General features: G+C 60.8%; 19 protein-coding genes. 12 read left to right on the top strand and 7 right to left on the bottom strand.

Annotated features, from left to right (window positions below):
• Positions 1 to 119: 119 nt before the first annotated feature.
• Together ACR0BA_RS01255 and ACR0BA_RS01260 are read right to left on the bottom strand one after the other, a co-directional pair.
• The gene (locus ACR0BA_RS01255) at positions 120 to 299 is read right to left on the bottom strand and encodes a hypothetical protein (RefSeq protein WP_480726099.1); all 180 of its coding nucleotides are present in this window, start codon (positions 297 to 299) and stop codon (positions 120 to 122) included.
• 105 nt (positions 300 to 404) lie between these two features.
• Positions 405 to 1,166 (bottom strand): FkbM family methyltransferase, encoded by a 762-nt coding sequence (locus ACR0BA_RS01260; RefSeq protein WP_170358671.1) that lies wholly within the window; start codon positions 1,164 to 1,166, stop codon positions 405 to 407.
• A 97-nt stretch (positions 1,167 to 1,263) separates the two neighbouring features.
• On the opposite strand from ACR0BA_RS01260, the gene ACR0BA_RS01265 reads away from it, so the two are divergent.
• The 3 genes from ACR0BA_RS01265 to ACR0BA_RS01275 all read left to right on the top strand — a co-directional run bounded on the left by ACR0BA_RS01265 (position 1,264) and on the right by ACR0BA_RS01275 (position 3,427).
• A complete protein-coding gene (locus tag ACR0BA_RS01265) occupies positions 1,264 to 1,863 on the top strand; it encodes a superoxide dismutase (protein WP_170358674.1) in 600 nt (199 codons plus the stop codon).
• A gap of 3 nt (positions 1,864 to 1,866) precedes the next feature.
• On the top strand, positions 1,867 to 2,748 hold the full coding sequence (locus ACR0BA_RS01270; protein ID WP_480726101.1) for a metallophosphoesterase: 882 nt from the start codon (positions 1,867 to 1,869) through the stop codon (positions 2,746 to 2,748).
• 217 nt (positions 2,749 to 2,965) lie between these two features.
• Positions 2,966 to 3,427 carry a host attachment family protein gene (locus tag ACR0BA_RS01275; RefSeq protein WP_170368670.1) on the top strand — a complete coding sequence of 154 codons (462 nt, stop codon included), beginning with the start codon at positions 2,966 to 2,968 and terminating at the stop codon, positions 3,425 to 3,427.
• Positions 3,428 to 3,475: 48 nt separating this feature from the next.
• On the opposite strand, the gene ACR0BA_RS01280 is transcribed toward ACR0BA_RS01275, so the two are convergent.
• Positions 3,476 to 4,027, bottom strand: a complete 552-nt coding sequence (locus ACR0BA_RS01280; protein ID WP_480726102.1) for an LOG family protein — start codon at positions 4,025 to 4,027, stop codon at positions 3,476 to 3,478.
• A 126-nt stretch (positions 4,028 to 4,153) separates the two neighbouring features.
• Here ACR0BA_RS01280 and ACR0BA_RS01285 point away from each other — a divergent pair, with 126 nt between their 5' ends.
• Together ACR0BA_RS01285 and ACR0BA_RS01290 are read left to right on the top strand one after the other, a co-directional pair.
• On the top strand, positions 4,154 to 5,557 hold the full coding sequence (locus ACR0BA_RS01285) for a LysM peptidoglycan-binding domain-containing protein (protein ID WP_480726103.1): 1,404 nt from the start codon (positions 4,154 to 4,156) through the stop codon (positions 5,555 to 5,557).
• A gap of 76 nt (positions 5,558 to 5,633) precedes the next feature.
• Positions 5,634 to 7,439: an ABCB family ABC transporter ATP-binding protein/permease gene (locus ACR0BA_RS01290; RefSeq protein WP_480726104.1), complete on the top strand. Its 1,806-nt coding sequence runs from the start codon at positions 5,634 to 5,636 to the stop codon at positions 7,437 to 7,439.
• Positions 7,440 to 7,500: 61 nt separating this feature from the next.
• On the opposite strand, the gene ACR0BA_RS01295 is transcribed toward ACR0BA_RS01290, so the two are convergent.
• Entirely contained in the window at positions 7,501 to 11,277 is a 3,777-nt protein-coding gene (locus ACR0BA_RS01295) for an efflux RND transporter permease subunit (RefSeq protein WP_480726106.1), read from the bottom strand.
• Complete coding sequence (locus tag ACR0BA_RS01300) at positions 11,274 to 12,500, bottom strand: efflux RND transporter periplasmic adaptor subunit (protein WP_480726107.1); 1,227 nt, start codon at positions 12,498 to 12,500, stop codon at positions 11,274 to 11,276. Before ACR0BA_RS01300 ends, ACR0BA_RS01295 begins: the two co-directional genes overlap by 4 nt.
• 226 nt (positions 12,501 to 12,726) lie before the next feature.
• On the opposite strand from ACR0BA_RS01300, the gene ACR0BA_RS01305 reads away from it, so the two are divergent.
• From ACR0BA_RS01305 to ACR0BA_RS01325, 5 genes are all read left to right on the top strand, one after another.
• Complete coding sequence (locus tag ACR0BA_RS01305) at positions 12,727 to 13,398, top strand: hypothetical protein (RefSeq protein ID WP_480726109.1); 672 nt, start codon at positions 12,727 to 12,729, stop codon at positions 13,396 to 13,398.
• Positions 13,399 to 13,444: 46 nt separating this feature from the next.
• Entirely contained in the window at positions 13,445 to 14,767 is a 1,323-nt protein-coding gene (locus tag ACR0BA_RS01310; RefSeq protein WP_480726110.1) for a PQQ-like beta-propeller repeat protein, read from the top strand.
• A gap of 48 nt (positions 14,768 to 14,815) precedes the next feature.
• Positions 14,816 to 16,270, top strand: coding sequence for a ribosome biogenesis GTPase Der (gene der, locus ACR0BA_RS01315; RefSeq protein ID WP_170418193.1), 1,455 nt, complete (start codon positions 14,816 to 14,818; stop codon positions 16,268 to 16,270).
• Positions 16,271 to 16,433: 163 nt separating this feature from the next.
• Positions 16,434 to 17,420, top strand: a complete 987-nt coding sequence (locus ACR0BA_RS01320; RefSeq protein WP_170358693.1) for a fatty acid desaturase — start codon at positions 16,434 to 16,436, stop codon at positions 17,418 to 17,420.
• 90 nt (positions 17,421 to 17,510) lie between these two features.
• The gene (locus ACR0BA_RS01325; protein ID WP_480726112.1) at positions 17,511 to 18,074 is read left to right on the top strand and encodes a helix-hairpin-helix domain-containing protein; all 564 of its coding nucleotides are present in this window, start codon (positions 17,511 to 17,513) and stop codon (positions 18,072 to 18,074) included.
• Positions 18,075 to 18,131: 57 nt separating this feature from the next.
• Here ACR0BA_RS01325 and serS read toward each other — a convergent pair whose 3' ends face one another.
• Complete coding sequence (gene serS / locus ACR0BA_RS01330) at positions 18,132 to 19,424, bottom strand: serine--tRNA ligase (RefSeq protein WP_480726114.1); 1,293 nt, start codon at positions 19,422 to 19,424, stop codon at positions 18,132 to 18,134.
• A gap of 85 nt (positions 19,425 to 19,509) precedes the next feature.
• Complete coding sequence (locus ACR0BA_RS01335; protein WP_480726115.1) at positions 19,510 to 21,171, bottom strand: mechanosensitive ion channel family protein; 1,662 nt, start codon at positions 21,169 to 21,171, stop codon at positions 19,510 to 19,512.
• A gap of 203 nt (positions 21,172 to 21,374) precedes the next feature.
• Between ACR0BA_RS01335 and yajC the strand changes: the two genes are divergently transcribed.
• Positions 21,375 to 21,662 (top strand): preprotein translocase subunit YajC, encoded by a 288-nt coding sequence (gene yajC / locus ACR0BA_RS01340; RefSeq protein WP_093962445.1) that lies wholly within the window; start codon positions 21,375 to 21,377, stop codon positions 21,660 to 21,662.
• 33 nt (positions 21,663 to 21,695) lie between these two features.
• Entirely contained in the window at positions 21,696 to 23,357 is a 1,662-nt protein-coding gene (secD, locus tag ACR0BA_RS01345) for a protein translocase subunit SecD (protein ID WP_170449548.1), read from the top strand.
• Position 23,358: the final 1 nt, after the last annotated feature.

A 23,358-nucleotide genomic window follows, 5' to 3' on the forward strand; every position in this document is an offset into this window, starting at 1 on the left:
CTTGTGTTCAGGTTCGCCTGATATCGTACACGGGCATTGCCCCCCGCGACCATTTTTCGATCGAGGTTCCAGATGATACGATACCGGTTGGCGCCGCGGTCCTTGAATTTTGCTTTGACTCAATCCTGATGTGAACTGGCGGCCATTGCCGATGCAGTAGAGAGGTCAATCTGGAACACATACTCGGGTGCAATCCAGCCAGGGGCGTCTTGTTTGGTCATCTTGCAATGATAAGCGATTGTTTCTGCAGCGGCGGTTTGTGCAAAAACTGCGGCAGCAACAAATAGGATGAGTTTCAAGTCAATTTTCCTGTGTATTCAGAGGTTAACGCAGGAAAATGACCAGAGCATCACTGAAAGCGCAAGGGTAATTTCTCGTTTAAAGAGAATTCTTGTCGCCGTATTCTATCCCGTGAACAACACGCTTCGGAACTGGGCCAAAGCACTTGGGCTCAGCAGGTCTTTGGCCGAGATTGGCTGCCCCGCCTCATCGCGCATGTTCGGGTAGAAGGACAGGGTCGCAAGCAGGGCTTCGACCCGGTCTGTGCGATCGTTTTCGCCCAGCAGGGGCGCGTGCAGCGACAGATACAGGGCTGGCTTTTGGTCCCGCAGCCAGTCAGAGAGCGTTGGCAGAACCGCAAACTCCGCCCCTTCGATATCCATCTTGACCAGCGACACGCCCGACAGGTCGGTCGCTGTGGCGAACAGATCCCAGGCGATGGTCAGCGCGTCGGTTCCATGCGCGCCGTCATGCAAGAGCGAACTTGTGGAATCGCCACGCTCGCCCCTGACCGAGGCCATGCGGGCCACGCCGAACCGGTCGGACAAAGCCACGCCAAAGGCCGAGACGTTGCGGATGTCGTTCAGATCGAGGTTCCAGGCCAGGTGGCGATAGGCGGTCGGGTCGGGTTCGAAACACCAGACATGCCGGGCCTTGCGCGCGCCATACAGAACCGTCGGCCCGATCCATGCGCCGATGTCCAGATAGTCGCGGTCTGGCGAAAGATGGCGGTCGAGCACGGCGAAGGTTTCGGGCTCCCAGTTGCCGGCCGAGGCCTTGCGCCAGAATTTCGAATGGTAGGGGTCCAGCCGGAACACCTCGCCATTCAGGTTGCCTGCATAATGACCGCGAGCACGGTAGAACATCTTGCGCGCCTGCGTCAGCATCGCGGACCTCCGGGTTTTCTGCGCTCGGGCCTTGACCTGCGGCGGTTGCCAAAGCATTTAACCTTGGGAACGCAACACAAATTTACAGGGGGCCGAGATGGCTTTTGAACTTCCTGATCTTCCTTATGCACATGACGCGCTGGCAGCCAAGGGCATGTCGGCGGAAACGCTGGAATATCACCATGATCTGCACCACAAGGCCTATGTCGACAACGGCAACAAGCTGATCGCCGGGACCGAGTGGGACGGCAAGACGCTGGAAGAGATCATCGTCGGCACTTATGACAAGTCGGCCGTCGCACAGAACGGGATCTTCAACAACATCAGCCAGCTTTGGAACCACAACCAGTTTTGGGAAATGATGGGTCCGGGCGAGTCGAAGATGCCGGGCGAGCTGGAAAAGGCTTTGGTTGAAAGCTTCGGTTCGGTCGAGGAGTTCAAATCGCAGTTCAGCGCGGCCGGTGCCGGTCAGTTCGGTTCGGGCTGGGCGTGGCTGGTCAAGAATGCCGACGGTTCGCTGGCGGTTACCAAAACCGAAAACGGCGTGAACCCGCTGTGTTTCGGCCAGACGGCGCTGCTGGGTTGCGACGTATGGGAACACTCCTACTACATTGATTTCCGCAACAAGCGTCCGGCTTACCTGTCGAACTTCCTCGACAACCTAGTGAACTGGGAAAACGTTGCATCGCGGATGTAAGACTTGACCCGACGAGGGTTTATCAAGGGCCTGCTGGCGGTGACGCTGGCAGGCCTTGTTGTTTCGCTGTACGGGTTCTTTATCGAACCGGCTATGCGGCTGCGGGTTCGCAAATGGAAGCTTAGGCGCGCGGACTGGACGGCGCCTCCGCTGCGGATCGCGGTCATCGCGGACCTCCACGCGGGCGAGCCTTTCGTTACCTTGAAGCGTATCAAGCAGGTCGTAAGGCGCACAAATGCGCTGGATGCCGATCTGGTCTTGCTGCTGGGGGATTTCACCGCCAGCCACAGAATGGTTTCGAAGCCGGTCGCGATGGAGGACATCACCTCGGTTCTAGCCGGGCTGACCGCGCGGCATGGGGTTTTCGCGGTGCTGGGAAACCATGATTGGTGGGATGATACGGCCGCGCAACGCCGGGGCGGTGGGCCGAACTTATATGCCGATGCATTGGCCGCGAATGGCATCCCGGTACTGTCCAATTCTGCGCAGAAACTCGATGACCCGGGAATCTGGCTGGCGGGCCTCGAAGACCAACTGGCCATTGTGGAGGGCAACGGGCGATACCGCGGCCTGGACGATCTGTCCGGCACGTTGCGACAGATTGCCGATGACGCGCCCGTCGTCCTGATGGCGCATGAACCGGATATATTCCCCCAAGTGCCAGATCGCGTTGCCTTGACTCTGTCCGGTCACACGCATGGTGGGCAAATCAGGCTGTTTGGGTGGTCGCCCGTGGTGCCCTCGCGGTTTGGCAATCGCTATGCCTACGGCCCGGTGCGCGAAGGTGGGAAGGATATGGTAATTTCCGGCGGCATCGGGTGTTCGATCCTTCCGGTCCGGTTTGGTGTTACACCCGAGATTACGCTTGTCGAAATTTCTGCCTGATCTGCGCCTCGGGTGGAAACTTGCCGAAACGTCAACTTTTGCGCGCATGCGCCGTTGCAAGACGCCAAAGAGTGATTAGCTGATACATGCGGGAGGAGAGAACCGCCAAAACCAAAACAATGAGGGAATAGCTGCCAAATTGTGCCGTGGGTGCACGAACTTTGGCTATTCTTGTCCGGGCGGGGGACGGCCACGAAAACCACAACGGGAGATCGCAATGGTCGCACTTGCACAGGGTACTTGGGTCATCATCGCCGACGGGGAAAAAGCACTGTTCACTGAAAACGTGACGGATGCCGAGAATCCCAATCTGGTGGTCGTATCGGTTGAGGAACAGGATCATCTCGCCGCGCGGGGCAAGCCCTCGGATCGGGCGGGACGGCGTAACGATACCGGGCCGAACCAGAAGTCTGCGGTGGAAGAAGACACCTGGCGCACCCATGCCAAATCCCTATTCGTTCAGGATGTGGCCAACCTGCTCAATAAAAAAGGGCTGAAGGGTGCGTACAAGCGGCTTGTTCTGGTCGCCAGCCCACAGGTCCTGGGCCTGCTGCGCCGGCGCCTTCACAGCGAAGTTCTGGCCAAAGTCGTCGCCGAAGTCGACAAGACCCTGACCAACCATCCACTTCACAAGGTCGAAAAGGTGCTGCAACGCCAGCTGCGCACCTCGACCGCCTGATCTTGCTGGTTCAGGACACACGGGCGGGGAAACCGCCCGTGACGCCCATTATTTCAATAACTTGCGCAATTCGTTCATCGCGGACTCGGCGTCGTCTACCCATGTGATGAAACGGGCCAAGGAAGCATCCGCAAAACCTGCGTCGATCACCTGATCCAAAAGCGTGTGAAGCGCGTCCCAGTATCCGTCCACATTCATCACCAGAATGGGTTTGTCATGCAGGCCCAACTGGCGCCAGGTCAGCGCCTCGAACAACTCGTCCAACGACCCGGGTCCGCCGGGCAGCACGACCACGGCATCCGCATTCATGATCATGACTTTCTTGCGCTCGTGCATCGTTTCGGTGACCACGAAACGCGTCAGATCTGTTTTTCCCACTTCCCGCCGGAGCAGATGAACCGGTATCACGCCGAAGGTTTCGCCTCCGGCCGCTTGCGTAGCCCGGGCGACTTCGCCCATCAGGCCCACGTCACCCGCACCGTAGACCAGTCGCCAGCCTTCGACGGCCAGCAGCCGCCCAAAGGTGCCTGCGGCCTTTGTGTAGGCCGAATTCGCGCCATTGCGTGACCCGCAATACACACAGATCGATTTCTGGGACATCAAACAGCGACTCCGGGGTTGTGTCAGAGGTTTTGACCCGTGATAGCGGGATTGATAAATTGGCTCAACCGTTCGGCGGAAAGCTTTTGAGTGAAGGCATTTGCGCTGCGGAGTAAAGGAAAAAACATGGACGCCAAATCGGGAAGCGGTAGGTCGGGTGCATTCGTCTGGGGTATCCTTGCGGGTATCTTGGCTGTGATTGGCGCCGGGGGCTTGTATCTTTCGGGTGTCTTCGGTCCCGCGCAGCATGATCAGTCCACTACGGAAGAGGCCATCGCCGAAAGCGCCAGCGAAGGGCCAGCCGCCGCACCGGCACCAAGCCCGGATGCAGGGGACTCGCAGGTCATTGCGGAACCTGACAACGCGGATGAGGTTCAGACTTCGACCGAGACCGAAGAAGCAACCGCGACGGAAGCCGAAGAGATCACCGCGACCGACGAGCAGGCCGCGCAGGACGCGACAGTTGAAGAACAGCCGGCAGAGGCTGCTCCCTCGCCCGAGGCTACTGCGGCCGCAATTGTTCCGACGCTCGACCAGATATTCGTGGAGCCCGACGGCAATGCGCTGCTGTCCGGCAAAGGCGACCCGGGCAGTCAAGTCCGTATCCTGCTGGATGGCGAGCCGATCCACAGCTTCACGGTCGATGGCAGCGGCCAGTTCGCCGAATTCGTCACCATCCCCTTCAGCGAGGCCGCGCGAGGTCTGGTCCTTGAAGCCGGTGACGGTACCCGGTCTGCGCAATCGGATGACTATCTGATTGCCGCGTTGCCCAAACCGCCTGCGCCACCCGCTACGGACGAGCAAGTCGTCAGCACGGACACTGCCGCGCAGGACGAAACAGCGGAACAGCCGTCTGCGGCCGCAGTCGCAGAGGACACCGAGGTCGCGCAAGCGGACGAGACCGTTACCGGGGCGCAGGACGAAGAAGCAACCTCACCCGAGGCCACGACCGAGACTCAATCCAGCGAAAGCCAGCAGGTGGCCGTTTTGCGGTCCGGTGAGGAAGGGGTTGAGCTTGTCCAGTCGCCGTCGTCCGAAGACGCGTCGCCCGAGCAGGTTGCGCTTGATACGATCGGCTATTCCGACGCTGGCGATGTCCAATTGTCCGGCCGTGTGTCCGAGGGTGCTGCGGTTCGGCTCTATCTGAACAACAAGCTGGTGGCCGACATCACTCCAGGGCAGGACGGTGATTGGCGCGGGGAAATCCAGGAAGTCGATCCCGGTGTCTATACCCTGCGCGTTGACGAAGTCGACACGGACGGAACGGTGCTGAGCCGTCTGGAAACGCCATTCAAGCGCGAGCCGGTTGAAGTTCTGCAGGCGGCCGAGGCGCAGGATGCGGTGCCGGGTGCTGACCAGAGCACGCCGATTCGGTCTGTTACCGTGCAGAAGGGCGATACCCTGTGGGCGATCTCGCGAGAGCGTTTTGGCGACGGTGTTCTGTATGTCCGCCTGTTCGATGCGAACCGCGACCTGATCCGCGACCCCGACCTGATTTATCCAGGCCAGGTCTTCACCATCCCGGAATAAAGGCTTAGGTCTTGCGGGGCCGGGTTTTCGCCCGGCCTCGAAGCTTTCCGGGTCAGACATGAGAAGACTTGCGCCTATGCATTCCGCAGACATGCCACAGATGGACGAACGCAAGTCGGGTTGGCTGACCATCCGAAAAGTGGCTCCGTACCTGTGGCCCGAAGATGAGCCGTGGGTCAAACGGCGGGTGGTCTTCGCGATGGCCATGCTGGTTCTGGCCAAGCTGATCGCGGTCTATACGCCGATCCTGTACAAGGGCGCGGTCGATGCCTTGGCGGGCGAGGGCGTGCCGCCGCTGGCGCTGGGCGCCGTGGGGCTGACCGTGGCCTATGGCGTGGCGCGGATGTTGACCGTGGGGTTCCAGCAGTTGCGCGATGCGCTGTTCGCGCCGGTGGGTCAACGCGCGCTGCGGGCACTGGCGCTCGAGACCTTCCAGCACATCCACCAGCTGTCGATGCGCTACCATGTGACCCGGCGCACGGGCGGCCTCAGCCGGATCATCGAGCGTGGGGTTAAGGGCGTGGAGTTCCTGCTGCGCTTCCTGCTGTTTTCGATCGGCCCGTTGATCCTGGAACTGCTGCTGGTGGCGGTGGTTCTGATGTGGCTGTTCGACGTCTGGTATCTGGTCGTGGTGGCCGTCACCATCGCGCTGTACATCTGGTTCACCTTCACGGTCACCGAATGGCGGGTGAAACTGCGGCGCGAGATGAATGACCAGGACACCGAGGCAAACCAGCGCGCCATCGACAGCCTGCTGAATTTCGAAACCGTCAAGTATTTCAATGCCGAGCGGCGCGAAGCTGAACGATATGATGTGTCGATGAAGGCCTATGCGCAGGCCGCGTTGAAAACGGCATATTCGCTGGCCTTCCTGAATTTCGGTCAGTCCTTTCTGATCACCTGTGGCCTGATCGGGGTGATGGTTCTGGCCGCGATCGGCGTTCAGAACGGGCAATTGACGGTGGGCGATTTCGTGATGGTCAACGCATACATGATCCAGATCACCGTGCCGCTGAACTTTCTGGGCACCGTCTACCGCGAGATCCGTCAGGCCCTCGTCGATATGGGCCAGATGTTTCAGCTGCTGGAGCAGCCGGCCGAAGTGGTGGACAAGCCAGTCGCCAAGCCCCTGCAGATCACCGAAGGCCGGGTCGAACTGGACGATGTGCATTTTGGCTATGATCCGGACCGCGAGATCCTGCGCGGCGTCTCTCTGGTGGTGCCGGGGGGGCAGACCGTGGCCATCGTAGGCGCAACCGGCTCGGGCAAGTCCACCATCGGTCGGCTGCTGTTCCGGTTCTACGACGTGACCGAGGGCGCGTTGCGGATCGACGGGCAGGACGTGCGCGACGTGACGCAGGAAAGCCTGCACGCCGCCATCGGGGTGGTGCCGCAGGACACGGTGCTGTTCAACGACACGATCCGCTACAACATTGCCTATGGCCGCGAAGGCGCGACCCAGGCCGAGATCGAAGAGGCCGCAAAGGCCGCCCAGATCCACGACTTCATCACCTCTCTGCCCGAGGGGTACGAGACCAAGGTGGGCGAGCGTGGCCTGAAGCTGTCAGGCGGCGAGAAGCAGCGCGTGGGCATTGCGCGGACGCTGTTGAAGAACCCGCCGATCCTGCTGTTGGACGAGGCCACCAGCGCGTTGGATACCGACACCGAGCAGGACATCAAGGATGCCCTGGCCCGCGCCGGCGAGGGGCGCACGGTGATCACCATCGCACACCGCCTGAGCACGATCGCCGAGGCCGACCAGATCGTTGTTCTGGAAAAGGGCGAGATCATCGAGCGGGGCACCCACGACGAGTTGCTGCGCCGTGAAGGGCGTTATGCCCAGCTGTGGAACCGCCAGCAATCGGATACGCAGGCAGCCTGAAACCTCTGCGGCTAAGGTCTCAAACAAAAAACGGGCCGGCAGAACCGGCCCGTTTCCTGTGTTACTCTGCCGCTTTCAGCGGATGTCCCGGTGTGTCGCCCGGGCTTTCCTCGGCATCGGTGGCCTCGACCTCGGTCCAGATGATCTCGGTTGCCTGCATCCGGCGGGCCGAGTCTCCGATCGCCATGTCCTGCGCGATCTGGCTGGACTTTCCTGCAGTGACCCGCGCCATCAGTTTGCCCAGCCACACGGCATAAGTGGTCACCCACACCCGCAACGCCAGGAACGAGGGCGTCACGATCAGGGTCAGAACCGTGGCGATGCCCAGGCCGAACACCACCGCCGTCGCCAGCTGTTTCCACCACAGCGCGGTGGGGCTATTGATCGAATAGCCGCCGTTGATGAAGTCCAGTGACAGGCCGAACATCATCGGCGTCAGGCCCGCCATCGTGGTCAGCGTGGTCAGCAGAACCGGACGAATCCGCGCCTCGGCCGTGCGCACGATGGCGTCGATCCGGGGCATGTAGCGGCTGTATTCCTGGTAGGTGTCGATCAGAACGATGTTGTTGTTCACCACTATCCCCGCCAGCGCCACGATGCCCGTCCCGGTCATGATGATCGAGAAGGGCTGTTGCATCACCATCATCCCGATCAACACGCCGGTGGTGGACAGAACAACGGCCAGCAGCACCAGCACCGAGTTGTAGAACGAGTTGAACTGCGCCAGGAGGATCACGAACATCAGACCCAGCGCGGCCAGAAAGGCGCTGGAGAGGAAGGCCTGGCTTTCGGCCTGGTCTTCCTGGTCTCCGGTCCATTCCCAGGTGATCGTGTTGGCAAAGGGCTGAGTGTCCAGCCACTCGGTCAGTACCGCGATCCGCTCGTTCGGGTTGATCAGCGTCAGGCGGGCGTCGCCGTCATCAATAGCGGCCTGCACCTCCTGCAAGCTGTCCTCACCGGTCAGCTGAACCAGAGTAAAGGCCGTACCATCGGCACCGTTGATCGTCGCACCTTCAGGTTCCGAGCCTTCGGTCACTTCGCGTACAACGGCCAGTCGCTGTTCTCCGTCCGGGGTGTCAATCACCACTTTGCTCAGGCCGGACTCCACGTCGGCCTTGACGTCGTAATAGCGCTCCTGATCCACGCGGTTGATTTCGGCCAGCTTTGCCACCGGTTTGCGGGTGATGAAGTTCGACAAGGGCACCAGCCCGTCCGGAGTACGCACCTTGAGCGTATCCAACGTGGACAGGACCCGATCCTGATCGGGCAGGCGGACGCGGATCTCGATCTCTTCATCCACGCTTTCGGGGCGCATTTCGCCCAGCAGGATGCCACGGGTCACCAACTGCACCATCGCGCCCACGGTTGCCACGTCGGCCCCGAACCGTCCTGCCTTGGCCACGTCGACGTCGATCTGCCAGTCGATACCGGGCAAGGGCAGGGTGTCCTCGATCTTGATCAGGCCCGGGGTGTTTTCAAACACCTCGCGCGCGGTCAGTGTGGCGCGGGTCAGGTCATCCCAGTTGTCGCCCTTGATCCGCAGGTGCACGGGCTTAGCCGAGGCCGGACCTTGTTCCAGCGGCAGGATCTCGACAACGAAACCCGGCAGCTTGGCAAGCTCGGCGTTCAACTGCTCGATCACGAAATCGCCGTCATACTCGGGCGCGACGGTGTGCTTATCGAACAATCCGCCTGCGACAGGTTCTGACACGTTCGGGCGATCCTCCCACGGGATGATCTCGAACTGCACGCGGCCCACCGTGTCCGCCGGAGCCTGCGCCCCACCGTTGTTCTGGTTCAGGCCGCCTTCACCGGCGAACGAGAACACGTTGATCACTGCCGGATGCTGGCTGATCACCTGTTCGGCCTTGAAAACCAGCGCGTCCTTTTCGGCCAGCGACAGGTTGCCCCGTGCGCGGACATAGGCGGTGGCCTGTTCCGGCTCGCTTTCGACGAAGAATTCAACACCGCGGTTGTTCTGACCGTACATGGTCATCACCGTCATCACCGCAAAGCCTACTGCCACGATCGAGACGATCGGCATGATCGGATTGCCGACCAAGAACTTGATGACATAACCGAAGGGCGTATGTTCCTTGGCCGTGTGGACGCGTTCGTCCGGCTTGCGCTCGATCCGGGCTGCGCTCAGCGTGACCGATCCGGCGAAGGCGCCGAACAGGAACAGAACCGCGCCCAGCAAGAACCCACCGCCTGCGCCTTCCGGCAGTAGATACGTGGGGTTCAGCAGCTGCATTGCGCCCAGGAAGATCATGTAGACCGACGGCGGAACCAAGACGGCACGCACCCACCACGGCGTCCGCGCGCGCAACCAATCCGAGCTGCGGTCGAACACACGGCTCAACCGGCCCGAGACACCGCCCATCACCGGCAGGTAGATCAGCGCCACGATCAGCGAGGCCGACAGAACGAAGATCAGCGTGACCGGCAGCATCCCCATGAATTCACCCGGAATGCCCGGCCAGAACAGCATGGGCAGAAAGGCGCACAGCGTCGTAGCGGTTGACGAGACGATGGGCCAGAACATCCGCTGGGCTGCCTCGACATAGGCGTGCATCGGGCCGACGCCTTCCTTGATGCGTTTGTCGGCATACTCCACGACCACGATCGCGCCATCGACCAGCATCCCCACAGCCAGGATCAGGCCGAACATGACGATGTTCGAGATGCTGACGCCCATGATGGCCAGGAACGCGAAACACAACAGGAACGAGGTCGGAATCGCGAATCCCACCAGCAGCGCCGCGCGGGTACCCAGCGAAGCCAGTACCACGATCATCACAAGCGCGATGGCCGTCAGAACCGAACCTTCCAGCTGGCTGACCATCGAGCCGACGATGCGGCTCTGGTCATTAGAAGTGCCGACATTCACGGCAGCCTGCAGCTCGGCTGGCCACTTGGTCTCGGCCTTGGCGACGGTCTCTTTCACCTGGGCCACGGTGTCGATCAGGTTGAAACCCTTGCGTTTGACGACCTGCAGCGCCACGGTCGGTTCGCCGTTGAAGCGGGCGGTCCCTTCGCGGTCTTCGAAGGTATAGTTGATCTCGGCCAGTTCGCCCAAGGTCACGACCCGGTCGCCATTGACCTTGATCGGCAGTCCATAGACATCCTGTGCGGTCTTGAAGGACGAAGGAATCTTGACCGAAAACGCACCCTGTTCGGTTTCGACCTCACCAGCGGCGATCAGCTGGTTGTTGTTCTGCACGACGTTGATCAGCTCGGCCGCGGTGACGTTGTACGCCTCAAGCCGCAGCGGATCGATGACCACTTCCAGCATTTCATCGCGGTTGCCGGCGATCCCGGCCTCAAGGACCGAATCCAGCGCCTCGAGCTCGTCCTGAAGGTCCTTGGCGACCCGCGCCATCGTGCGTTCGGGCACGGCACCCGACAGGTTCACGATGACGATCGGGAATTCCGAGAAGTTGATCTCGGTCAGCGTGTATTGCTCGGCGCCTTCGGGGAAGTCGGCCTGCGCGCTGTTCATCGCGTCGCGCACGTCAGCGGTAATGGCTGTCTTGTCCCAGCCAAAGTCGAACTCAAGCGCGATCCCGGCATAGCCCTCGGCGGCGGTGGCGGTCATCTCCTTCAGGCCGTCCAGATCCGCAAGCTCGGTTTCCATCGGCTTGATCAGCAGGTTTTCACTGTCTTCGGCCGAAATGCCCGGAAACTGAACCGACACGAACAGGGCCGGAATCTCGATGTCCGGTTCGCCTTCTTTGGGCAGGCTGACATAGGCAAACCCGCCGATGATCAGCGAGATGGCAATGAATGCCAGAACCATTCGGGCCCTGTCGGCGGCCCAGCTGACTATGCCCGTCATTGGGAAACGTCCTTATAGGTGGGCGCTACGACCACACCCGCAGTCACGAACTCTTGTCCGACCACGATGATGTCTACGGTTTCCGCAAGACCGCCGACCCAAACACCGTCGGCCGTATCGCGCAACAGGCGGATGGGTACGAAATCGACGATATTACCGGCTCCGACCGTCCGAACGCCTAGCTGGCCTTCGTTGTTCAGCGTCAACGCCGATTGCGGCAGCAGGTGAGCCTTGGCGCCTTCGGCCGCGATGCGGATGCTTGCGGTCTGCCCGTCCCGGATCAGAAGCTCGGGGTTCGGGACGGTGACTTCCACCTCGAACGTGCGTGTGGTTTCGTCCGCCGAACGGCTGAGGAAGGTCACGCGGCCCTCGACCTGCAATCCGGTCACCAATTGTGCCTGCGCCGGAGCGCCGACGGTGACACGGTTCACTTCAGTTTCGGGAACAAAGCCAACCAGCTTGATCGGATCAAGCTGGATCACGGTCGCGCACAACGATCCGGGCTGCATCAGGCTGCCCAATTCGGCGGCATCGCTTTCCAGAAGGCCCTGAAACGGGGCCTCGATGGTGATGCGATCCAATTCCAGTTCGGCAGCCGAAACCGCCGCTTCCGCAGCCTCGATGCCCGCCTCCGTAGCCTTCAACTCGGCCTCGGCCGCCTTGATACCGGCCTTTGCGGTACTCATCTCGGCCTCGGCCGCGATCCGCCGGGTTTCGGAGCCGAAGCCAGTTTCCGACAGTTTGCGGGCTGCAATCAGGTTTATTTCGGCCTCGGCAACGCGCGCATGCGCTTCCTCCAGCCGTGCTTCGGCTTCGGGCACACGGCTTTCCGCCTCCAGCTTGGCGGCCTTGGCTTGGGCAAGCTGTGCCGGGCGTGAGCCGGGATCCAATTCGCACAGCAGATCGCCGGCCTCGACGAAGGTGCCCTTACGCTTGGGTTCCGAAATGACGGTTGACGTGGTTTCCGCCAGAACTTCGACCTGACGGATTGCTTTGGTTTCACCGCGCAGCAAAACCGCGCTGTCGATTTCGCGCGCAGTGGAGCGCAACGCTACAACCCCAACGGCCTGCACGGCCGAGGCGTCGTTTGCCTCAGCGCCAGCGTCAGACTGGCTCGCAGCATCTTCGCGACCGGCAAATGCAAACAGGGCATCGCGCTCGAAAACCACGAAATACAATGCAACGATGACCAATGCGGCGTTGACGAGGGATATCAATCGCATGCCGTCATTCTCCTTAAAATATTATGTCCGCACAAATGCCGGTGAGCACGCAATGACATGGGGGCGTGCGTGCGGTAAGTCCATACTGAACTGAATAGTTCGGATTGTTTTTTTTCGCAAGAGCGCCCAGACGCTGAGCAATTGTGCGTTTCGGGTACTTGGCTTGCTGATGGCGCCGAGGTATGACATGGCGCCAGAAAGCTGAATGCAACGCCCGGGGGCAGTAATGAGCGACGTCGACAGTTTCATTGATGAGGTCACCGAAGAGGTGCGCCGCGACCGGCTCTACCTGCAGCTGCGTCGATGGGGCTGGGTCGGTGTTCTGGCCGTTGTTCTGATCGTGGGCGGCGCCGCTTTCAATGAATACCGCAAGGCGCGCGATGCCAGTCAGGCCCAGAAGCTGGGCGACGATATTCTGGCCGCGATGCAGTTGAACGACGCTGCCGAACGTGCGGATGCGTTGGCGCAGGTCACGGCCAATTCGGCCGGCGAACAGGCTGTTTTGGGCTTTCTCCTCTCGGGCGCAATGACCGAGTCGGGATCGGTCGAACAGGCCGTTGAACAGCTGAACGCGATTGCGGTTCAGGGTGATCTGCCGGAAATCTACCGCTCGATCGCTGCCTTCAAGGCCCTATTGTTGCAGTCCGAAACCATGCCCGCCGGCGAGCGCCGGCAACAGTTCGAGGCGCTGGCCGCTCCGGGCGCGCCGCTGCGTCTGCTGGCAGAAGAACAACTGGCCCTGATCGACCTCACCGATGGTGACACTCAGGCCGCGCTGGAACGTCTGCAGTCCATCCGTCAGGATGCAGAGGTCAGTGCCGACATCCAGCAGCGTGCAACCCAATTGATCGTCGCGCTGGGCGGAACGCCCGAACCGATCACCGCACAGCAGGGTTGATACGCGGCCCATTTCAGTGAACCAAGACAGGCGAGTTCGGAGTTTCATGGCAAAAAGACTATTTTCCCGATTTGGTTTGCCGGTCGCAGCCCTGGCGCTGACGGCGCTGAGTGCCTGCGAGGAACCCGAAGTGATCCTGCCGGGCGAGCGTGAAGACATCCGCCCGGCCCAGGATCTGGAAACCGTTCAGACGACCGGTGCCAAACCGATCAGCCTGCCGGCAGCGAAGCGCAACGCCGAATGGGCACAGAGTCCGGGAACCGCGGCTTTCCGTACCACCAACGCGGCGCTCAGCCCCGCGCCGCAGCGCATCTGGTCAACCTCGATCGGGGCCGGCGACGGGCGCAAACAAAGGATCACCGCTGATCCGGTCGTCGCAGGTGGCTTGATCTACACCCTGGACGCGGCGGCAACCGTTTCCGCGGTCTCTCCTCAGGGGCAACTGGTCTGGAGAACAAACCTCGTCCCCGCCACGGATGGCGAAGAGCAGGCAACCGGGGGCGGCATCGCCTATGCAGACAACACGCTGTACCTTTCGTCCGGTTTCGGGCGTCTGACCGCTCTGGATGCGCGCACCGGCGGTATTCGCTGGCAAAAGAAACTGAACGCGACCGGTAGCGGAGCGCCGCTGGTTTCTGGCGGCCTGCTTTACCTTGTGGCGGGGGATCAGACTGGCTGGGCGGTTGATGCAAAGGACGGGCGCATTGCCTGGCAGATCGAGGGCACGCCCAGCGTGGGCAATGTTCTGGGCGCTCCGGCACCAGTATTGGCGAACGAGTTCGCAGTCTTTGCGTTCGGGTCCGGTGATGTGGCGGCCGCTTTCCGCAAAGGCGGTATCCGTCGCTGGAACGCGTCTGTCGCCGGCGGCCGCAGGGGGCGGGCCGCAGCGCAGATCGTGGATGTGACGGGCGGCCCGATCGTATCCGGAAACTCGATCTACATCGGCAACCACTCGGGACGCACGGTCGCCTTCGACGCCAGCTCGGGGGAACGGATCTGGACCGCTTTCGAAGGCGCGGTCGATGCCGTCTGGCCAGTCGGCAACAGCGTTTTCCTGATCAGCGACCGCAGCCAGTTGGTGCGGTTGGACGTGTCTGACGGGTCTGTGGTCTGGGCCATCGACCTGCCGGGCTTCGTCAAGGACAAGCCCAACCGTCGCGGACCGATCTTTGCGCATTACGGCCCCATCATGGCGGGCGGACGTATCGTCATCGGCTCGAACGACGGTTATCTGCGGTTCTACAACCCAGTCGACGGAACGCTGGTGCATCAGGTCGAGGTTCCGGGCGGGGCGACAACGGCACCGGTCGTCGCGAACCAGACCCTCTACGTGGTTTCGACCAAGGGGCAACTGCACGCTTTCCGTTGACGACAAGATGCGTTAAAGGGCGCGTCTGAGTCTTGAAAGTTGAGTATCATGTCTTTGACCCTCGCCATCGTGGGGCGCCCCAATGTGGGCAAATCCACCCTGTTCAATCGCCTTGTGGGCAAGCGCCTTGCGCTTGTAGACGACCAGCCCGGCGTTACCCGCGATCTGCGTGAGGGCGAAGGGCGGCTGGGTGACCTGCGCTTCACCGTGATCGACACGGCCGGGCTGGAGGATGCCACCGACGACAGCCTGCAGGGCCGGATGCGGCGCCTAACCGAGCGTGCCGTGGACATGGCCGATGTCTGCCTGTTCATGATCGACGCCCGTGTGGGCCTGACCCCGACCGACGAGATGTTTGCCGAGATTCTGCGCAAGCGGTCCAAGCATGTGATCCTGGCGGCCAACAAGGCCGAGGGGGCGGCGGCGGATGCCGGTGTGCTCGAGGCCTACAACCTGGGTCTGGGCGAGCCGATCCGCCTGTCGGGCGAGCACGGCGAAGGCATGACCGACCTATATGCGGCGTTGATGCCTTTGGCTGACGCCATGGAAGAAAAGCAGCCAGAGGACGTTCCGCAAACGGATATCGATCTGGACGAGGATGGGGAAACCGAGGGCGAAACCCCTGCAATTACGCCGGACAAGCCGTTGCAGGTGGCCGTTGTTGGGCGTCCGAATGCGGGCAAGTCCACACTGATCAACAAGATCCTGGGTGAAGATCGACTTCTGACCGGTCCCGAGGCCGGCATTACCCGTGACGCCATCAGTCTGAAGTTGGACTGGGGTGGCACCCCCATGCGCATCTTTGACACCGCCGGTATGCGCAAGAAGGCCAAGGTACAGGAAAAGCTCGAGAAACTCTCGGTGTCGGACGGCCTGCGCGCCGTCAAGTTCGCCGAAGTCGTGGTTGTCTTACTGGATGCGGCGATCCCGTTCGAGCAGCAGGACCTGCGCATTGCCGATCTGGCCGAGCGTGAAGGACGTGCCGTGGTGATCGCGGTGAACAAGTGGGATGTCGAGGATAACAAGCAGGAGAAACTGCGCGAGCTCAAAACCTCGTTCGAACGCCTGCTTCCCCAACTGCGCGGCGCGCCTCTTGTGACCGTGTCGGCCAAGACGGGCAGGGGGTTGGAGCGGCTGCGGGATGCGATCCTGCGCGCCCACGATGTGTGGAACCGTCGGGTTCCCACCGCGGCCTTGAACCGCTGGCTGACCGCCATGTTGGAGCAGCACCCACCGCCAGCCCCCCAGGGGCGCAGGATCAAGCTGCGATATATGACCCAGGCAAAGACACGCCCGCCGGGCTTTGTCGTCATGTGCTCGCACCCGGACAAGATGCCGGAAAGCTACTCGCGGTATCTGGTCAACGGTCTCCGCGAGGATTTCGATATGCCCGGAACCCCGATCCGGCTGACGCTGCGCGGGCAGGGGGACAAGAACCCCTACAAGGGGCGCCGCAAGAAAAACGCGGGTGCGCTGGCCAAACATCTCAAGGGCAAGGCGTAACTGCGCCAATTTTCAGCATTTTCGGGCTTGGGGCGTGACAGCCCCCAAGCATCGCGCTAGCATTCGCATGCGTGCATTCATTTCGCGCGCGATTTGCGCGTGCCAGTGACGTGCAAAATTTCGCAAGGACTATTGAACCGGACCATCGTGGGGAGCGGGCTGGATGGACCTGAGAGAATATACGAGACAGTACGCGGTGCAGGACAATCGGCTGGCCGCGCTCAGCTATTTCGGGACGTTCGTGGTGTATTTCGCATCGCTGACGCTGGCGATCGTCTATGTGGATCAGTGGTTCATCATGATCCCGGCTGGGATCGTGTTCGCCTTTTCGGCAGTGCGTCTCTATGTTCTGCAGCATGATTGCGGTCATCATTCGCTGTTCGAAACCCGACGGCAGAATGAATGGGCTGGCCACGTGCTGTCGCCGTTCACCTTCGCTCCGTTCGAAGTGATGAAACAGAACCACAATCTGCATCACGCGGGCATCGGCAATCTCGAGCATCGGGAGACCGGGGAAATCAACACGATGACCTTGCGGGAATGGAATGAAGCGGATTGGAAAACCCGTCTGTTCTACAGGCTTTACCGCAATCCCTTCATCCTGGTGCCGGTCGGGGCCCTGTTCACCTATTTCATCCGCTATCGCTGGCCCAAAAACACGGTGCGGTTCGGCGTCCGCGGGGTCGTGCTGCACAACCTGTCCATCGTGGTTTTCCTCGGGCTGTTGTATTGGATTGCTGGCATGACAGGCATACTCGTCTGGCTGGCATTCTCGTTTCTCGGTGGAATGCTGGGTGTGTTTCTAGTGTATCTGCAGCACAATTTCGAGGACACCTACTGGGATCGCCGCCCGGATCTGGACCCGCAACTGGCGGCGCTTCAGGGCTCGTCAGCACTGGATTTCGGATGGTGGTTCGACAACGCGGTCGCTTGCATCACTCTGCATGACATCCACCATTTCAATGCCCGCATCCCGTCCTATCGGCTGCGCGCCTGTCACTACAATCTGCCACCTGAATACACACCCCGCCGGATCAAGTTTCCCGAGGCGGTGGCCGCGCTGAACCTGAAACTGTGGGATGAAGATGCCAAGCGGTTGGTTCCCTTTCCGCGGCAGGGTGAAACCGGTGAGTTGGCCCGGGGCAGTTAAAGGCGGTTTTCCAAAGGTTATGCAGACCGAAGCCTTGTCTTGCGGCCTGTCGGACGTAGTTTTTAAGTCGGATCGTTTAGGAGTTTTGGAATGACAGCGGTGACCAAGGTTCGCGGCATCGGAGAAGCACTTGGCCGCGCTCTCAACGACAATGGCTTCAAGACGGCCGAGGACCTGGCCAAGGCCAAGCCGGCTGCGCTGGTCGCGGTTCCCGGAATCGGAGCGCGCCGGGCGCCCGGATTGATCGCCGCCGCCAAACAGGCCACCTCCGGCGCTGCACCCGTGGCCAAGACCCGCCCACCGAATGCCCCAACGCGCAAGACGGCGCAATCTCGGACCTCAGCTGCTGCGCGCAAGGCCGAAGCAGAGGCCAAGATGGTATCCGAGAAAGCCGAGGCAGAGGCCAAGGTGGCGGCTGAGCAAGCTGAAGCAGAGGCCAAGGCCCGGAAGAAGGCCAAGGCCAAAGCCAAGGCCGAAAAGGCAGCGAAGAAAAAGAAAGAGATGGAAGCGGCGATCTCGAAGGCGAAGGAAAAGATAAAATCCAAGGCCAAGTCGAAAAAAGACAAGAAATCCAAGAAGGAAAAAGAGAAGGCCGGCGGTAAGTCCAAGAAAGACAAAAAGGACAAGAAGGCCAAGAAAAAGGCAAAGAAGTAGTAACTTCCTTGCCTTGATCCGAAGCAATGCGGTCGCGGGTGGGGTGACCGCTAAAAGTTACGCCAGCGTGCCGTCAGCCTGCAGGGTCAGCTTGCCGCCAAGATACGGCGAAAGCACCTCGGGCAAGGTCACGGTGCCATCGGCGTTCTGGCCGTTTTCCAGAACCGCGATCAAGCAGCGCCCCACCGCCAGCCCCGATCCGTTCAGCGTGTGTACGAATTCAGGTTTGCCCCCGCCTTCAGGCCGGAAGCGCGCATTCATGCGACGGGCCTGGAAATCTCCGCAGGTCGAAACCGAACTGATCTCGCGATAGGTGTTCTGGCCGGGCAACCAGGCCTCGATGTCGAAAGTCCGGCGCGCGCCGAACCCCATGTCGCCGGTGCACAAGACGACGGTACGATAGGGAATGCCCAGCTTTTCCAGGATGCCTTCGGCACAGCGCAGCATGCGCTGCTGTTCGTCGTCCGATTTTTCGGGATGCGTGACCGAGACCATCTCGACCTTTTCGAACTGGTGTTGGCGCAACATACCGCGCGTGTCCTTGCCGGCCGAGCCCGCCTCGGAGCGGAAGCACAGCGAATGCGCCGTGTAGCGGCGCGGCAGATAACTTTCTTCGATGACGCAATTGTTGACGATGTTGGTCAGCGACACCTCGGAGGTCGGGATCAGCCACCACCCCTCGCGGGTCTGGTAGCTGTCTTCGCCGAACTTCGGCAGCTGGCCGGTGCCCTGCATCATCTCGGAGAGCACCAGAACCGGGCCGTTCACTTCGGTCAGACCGTTCTCGTTGGTATGCGTATCCAGCATGAACTGCGCGAGCGCCCGGTGAATGCGCGCCACACCGCCCGACAGCAGCACGAAACGAGATCCTGCCAGCTTGGCCGCAGTCTCGAAATCCATGCCGTTCTGTACCGAGGCGATCTCGAAGTGTTCCTTCGGTTCAAAGTCATAGTCCCGCGGCGTGCCCCAGCGTTTGACTTCGACATTGTCATTCTCGTCTTTGCCGTCGGGTACGTCCTCGGCCGGCAAGTTGGGGATGCGAACCAACTGGTCAGTCAGAAGGGCGTCGATATCCTTGGCCTCAGTCTGCATACGGGCGATTTCGGCCTTTTTCTCGGCCACAAGTGCCCGAAGACGCTCGAACTCGGCTTCGTCGCCGCGCGCTTTGGCTGCGCCGACTTCCTTGCTGGCCTTGTTCTGTTCGGCCTGAGCCGTTTCGGCTGCCAGAATCTTGGCCCGACGGCTTTCATCCAGGCGCAGCAGGTCTGACGATACCGGAGCTTCCCCCCGGCGCGCGAGCGCGGCGTCGAAAGCTGCTGGGTTTTCGCGAATTGCGCGGATGTCGTGCATAGGTCAGATCCTTGGCAAGTGAATCACTAGGCCCGCTTATGCACCATCTGACGGGCAGGGTGTAGCACTGGCTTGGAAAAACGGCCTAGTTGTCGGTGTCTTCAACCGCTTCATGTGCCAGTCGACCGTCCCAGGGATGGTTCGGGATCTTCGGCGCGGGCGGGTCGGCAACGTAGGACGGCGTCATGATCTGAACACCGTTCTCGTTGAACACCTCGACGATGTTGCGGTGGAGGTCGGACTTGATCCGCGGGATCGAGTTGCCACGGGTCGTGTAGGCGTTGATCTGGTAGTTGATCGCGTAATCGGCCAGCGCGGTCCACAGGACAAATGGCTCGGGGCGGGCGCGAAGGCCATCGGTACGGCGGGCTGCCTCGATCAGCATGGCTTCGACCTTTTCGGGGGGCTCTTCATAGCCGATCCCGACCGTCGTGTGCAGAAGCAGGCCCTTGCCGTCGGTCTGCTTGGAAAAATTGACCACGTCCGAATTCATCAATTGGGCGTTGGGAATCGAGATCAGCTCGTTCTTGATGGACTTCAGGTGGGTTTCCATAAGTTTGATCTGCACGACATCACCGATGTGGTCACCGATCTGGATGCGGTCACCGATCGACGTCGACCGGCGATAGATTACGAACAGTCCAGCCAGCATGTTGCTGACAACCGAGTTCGCGCCCAGCGAGAGCATTGCACCAACCAGGATGGTCAGCCCCTGAAAGGCCGCCGAGTCCGAGCCCGGGATGTACGGAACCGCAAAGACAAGGGCGATCAGGATCACCACGACACGCGCGATGTTGAACGTGGGATTGACCCAATGTTTCTCGAAATCGCCCATGTCGAAAGTGCCGGCCTCGACCGCGTCGAAGAACACCCGCATGCCCTTGATGATGTACATCGTCACCCAGGCGATCAACGCCAGCATGATCATGTTCGGGATGTAGCTGAGAATACCCCGGAAGATCAGCAGAACCGGTTCGGTCAGGTAGGTCAGCAGCAGCTGCGCAAAGTACCGCGACTCGGCAAATGCCAGCAGGACGAACGACAGATAGTAATAGAAACCAAGAAAGAAGATGATCAGCAGGCCAAAATTCAGCCCGTATCGGATCAGTGCGGCAATAGCCTCGGCCTGCACGCTTTTGGCTGTAGCTTCCTCAACGTCCCTCAGGTATCGCCGGACAAAGATCAGGGTGCGTCGCCGAACGCGCCTGTGCAGCCACAGGATCACCAGGACGAAGACGATGAACCCCAACGTCCACGCCGCCGCTTCGATCGCACCCGACACACGCGCCTCGTCCGTGCGGTTTGCCCGGTAAGCCATGATCGCGTCCCGGATGGCGTCGCCATGCAAGACCGTCAGGACGCTCAGTTCCATCTGCTCCAGCTCGGCATCGGCCTCGGTGACGATGGTGACCATCTGCCCGTCCGCCAGAATGCGGGTGCCTATCTCGGTGTCCTGATAGGTGATGTCGACATCCGTGGCATCCGAGGATTCGGCGACCTTGATGATCGCGTCCTGAATGTTTTCGGCCCTTTCCGGAGCGGGCAGGGCGCTGGAGCCTCGAATGTGAAACAAGGTGTCGCCGTCAACGATGACCGGAGCCATGAAGGTCTCGGCGGCGGCGCTGTCGGCTTCGGGTACGTCCTGCGGGGCATCCTGTGCCATGACAGGCACCGAAAAGGCCCAAGCCGCAAACAGCATGGACAGCAAAACACCCAATGGAAATGGGGCCTTGACGAAACTCCGCATGGGTCCTCCCTGACTTTGACTATACCCAAAGCCCCGTACCATCCTAGTGGATATCTGCGGTGTAATTCATCATCTTCGGGGATCGTGACACTGTTGCACGGCATGCCAAGTCGGGCATCGCTTGCAAAGGTTGATTTCAAGGCATAGTTTCCCGGCAAATTCGCGGTGCTCACTCCGCGACCTCAAGAAAAAAGGAATGTCCCATGGAAGGTGGCGCAATCGCCCAGTTTCTCCCGCTCATCCTGATCTTCGCGATCATGTACTTCCTGCTGATCCGTCCGCAGCAGAAGAAGATGAAGGAACATCAGGCCATGGTCGAGGCAGTGCGCCGCGGCGATCAGGTCGTCACTCAGGGTGGCCTCATCGGCAAAGTGTCGAAGGTCAAGGAAGGCGAAAACGAGATCGAGGTCGAGATCGCGGACGGCGTCCGGGTTCGTGTGGTCAAGTCGACCATCGCTCAGGTGCTGAACAAGACCGAACCGGCGAAGTAACTTCGCGTCGCAACTTCCTGAAAAGGCAGGGTAATGCTGCAAATTGATACCTGGAAACGGGTCCTGATCTGGCTGGTCTGCGTGGTTGGCCTGCTGATGGCCCTGCCGAACGCGTTTTACACGCGGGTCGAACAATCGAACGACGCCAAGGCCGCCATCGAACTGGGCATCGACACGCCCGAGATGCAGGCGCAAGCGGGGCAATGGCCCGATTGGCTGCCGTCGTCATTGGTCAACCTGGGGCTTGATCTTCGCGGTGGGGCGCATCTGTTGGCCGAAGTTCAGGTTGGCGATGTCTACGAGACGCGGATGGAGGCCATGTGGCCCGAAGTTCGTGATGCCCTGCGGGACGAACGGGCGACGGTCGGAACGATCCGCCGTCAACCCTCGGCCCCGGATGAGATTCGCGTTCGTATCAGCCAGCCGGACGGAATGCCAAGCGCTCTGGAAGCGGTGCGCGGGCTGGCCCGTCAGGTGCAGACGCTGACCGGGGTCGGCGCCACGGATATCGAAGTCAGCGCCGACGGCGACACCCTGATTGTAAAACTGTCCGAGGCGGAGAAACTGGCCTCGGATGATCGAACGGTGCGTCAGGCACTTGAAATCGTGCGCCGCCGGATCGACGAGGTTGGCACGCGTGAGCCGACCATCCAGCGTCAGGGCACCGACCGGATCCTGATTCAGGTGCCCGGGATCGGCAGTGCCAGCGAGTTGAAGGACATCATCGGTACCACGGCACAACTGACCTTCAATCCGGTCGTGGCTCGCGGCACCGATCCGGACGTCGTGCCCGGCGTCGGTGAAGAGGTCGTGCCGTCGATCGACGAAAACGGCGTGTACTACACCATCGAATCCGCACCCGTCGTGACGGGCGAGGAATTGGTCGACGCACAGCCTTCATTCGATCAGAACGGACGCCCGGCGGTCAGCTTCCGGTTCAACACATCCGGCGCCCGCAAATTCGGCGATTACACCCGTGACAATATCGGTGCCCCTTTTGCAATCGTGCTGGATGACGAGGTGATCTCGGCCCCAGTGATCCAAAGCCATATCCCTGGCGGTTCCGGCATCATCACCGGCAACTTCACCGTCGAAGAAAGCACGAACCTCGCTGTTCTGCTGCGTGCCGGCGCGCTGCCGGCGGGTCTTGAGTTCCTCGAAGAACGTACGATCGGCCCCGAACTGGGCCAAGACAGCATCGACGCGGGTAAGGTCGCCACCACAGTCGCTTTTGCAGCAGTCTTGATCTTCATGGCGCTCAGTTATGGTCTTTTTGGCGTCTTCGCCAACATCGCTTTGCTGATTAACGTCGGGCTGATCTTTGGGCTGTTGTCACTGATTGGCGCGACACTGACGTTGCCGGGCATTGCCGGGATCGTGTTGACGGTCGGTATGGCAGTGGATGCCAATGTGCTGATCTTCGAACGTATTCGAGAAGAGCTGAAATCGGCCAAAGGTCCTGCTCGGGCAATCGACCTGGGCTATGAAAAGGCCCTGTCGGCCATTCTGGATGCCAACATCACGACCTTCATCACCGCCGTTATTCTGTTTGCCATCGGCAGCGGCCCGGTTCGCGGCTTTGCCATCACGCTTGGCCTGGGCATTTTGACGTCGGTCTTCACCGCGATCTTCGTGACGCGACTGATGATCATCATGTGGTTCGAACGGCGCCGCCCGAAAACGATCGAGGTTTGAC

This window comes from Ruegeria sp. CI5, from assembly GCF_056536885.1.

Excerpts from the sequence above, each read along its gene's own strand:
- ACR0BA_RS01310 (WP_480726110.1), top strand. The coding sequence starts at position 13,445 with ATGGCAAAAAGACTATTTTCCCGATTTGGTTTGCCGGTCGCAGCCCTG.
- serS (WP_480726114.1), bottom strand. The coding sequence starts at position 19,424 with ATGCACGACATCCGCGCAATTCGCGAAAACCCAGCAGCTTTCGACGCC.
- ACR0BA_RS01260 (WP_170358671.1), bottom strand. The coding sequence starts at position 1,166 with ATGCTGACGCAGGCGCGCAAGATGTTCTACCGTGCTCGCGGTCATTAT.
- ACR0BA_RS01290 (WP_480726104.1), top strand. The coding sequence starts at position 5,634 with ATGCATTCCGCAGACATGCCACAGATGGACGAACGCAAGTCGGGTTGG.
- ACR0BA_RS01320 (WP_170358693.1), top strand. The coding sequence starts at position 16,434 with ATGGACCTGAGAGAATATACGAGACAGTACGCGGTGCAGGACAATCGG.
- der (WP_170418193.1), top strand. The coding sequence starts at position 14,816 with ATGTCTTTGACCCTCGCCATCGTGGGGCGCCCCAATGTGGGCAAATCC.
- yajC (WP_093962445.1), top strand. The coding sequence starts at position 21,375 with ATGGAAGGTGGCGCAATCGCCCAGTTTCTCCCGCTCATCCTGATCTTC.
- ACR0BA_RS01280 (WP_480726102.1), bottom strand. The coding sequence starts at position 4,027 with ATGTCCCAGAAATCGATCTGTGTGTATTGCGGGTCACGCAATGGCGCG.
- ACR0BA_RS01275 (WP_170368670.1), top strand. The coding sequence starts at position 2,966 with ATGGTCGCACTTGCACAGGGTACTTGGGTCATCATCGCCGACGGGGAA.
- secD (WP_170449548.1), top strand. The coding sequence starts at position 21,696 with ATGCTGCAAATTGATACCTGGAAACGGGTCCTGATCTGGCTGGTCTGC.
- ACR0BA_RS01285 (WP_480726103.1), top strand. The coding sequence starts at position 4,154 with ATGGACGCCAAATCGGGAAGCGGTAGGTCGGGTGCATTCGTCTGGGGT.
- ACR0BA_RS01300 (WP_480726107.1), bottom strand. The coding sequence starts at position 12,500 with ATGCGATTGATATCCCTCGTCAACGCCGCATTGGTCATCGTTGCATTG.
- ACR0BA_RS01265 (WP_170358674.1), top strand. The coding sequence starts at position 1,264 with ATGGCTTTTGAACTTCCTGATCTTCCTTATGCACATGACGCGCTGGCA.
- ACR0BA_RS01325 (WP_480726112.1), top strand. The coding sequence starts at position 17,511 with ATGACAGCGGTGACCAAGGTTCGCGGCATCGGAGAAGCACTTGGCCGC.
- ACR0BA_RS01295 (WP_480726106.1), bottom strand. The coding sequence starts at position 11,277 with ATGACGGGCATAGTCAGCTGGGCCGCCGACAGGGCCCGAATGGTTCTG.
- ACR0BA_RS01335 (WP_480726115.1), bottom strand. The coding sequence starts at position 21,171 with ATGCGGAGTTTCGTCAAGGCCCCATTTCCATTGGGTGTTTTGCTGTCC.
- ACR0BA_RS01305 (WP_480726109.1), top strand. The coding sequence starts at position 12,727 with ATGAGCGACGTCGACAGTTTCATTGATGAGGTCACCGAAGAGGTGCGC.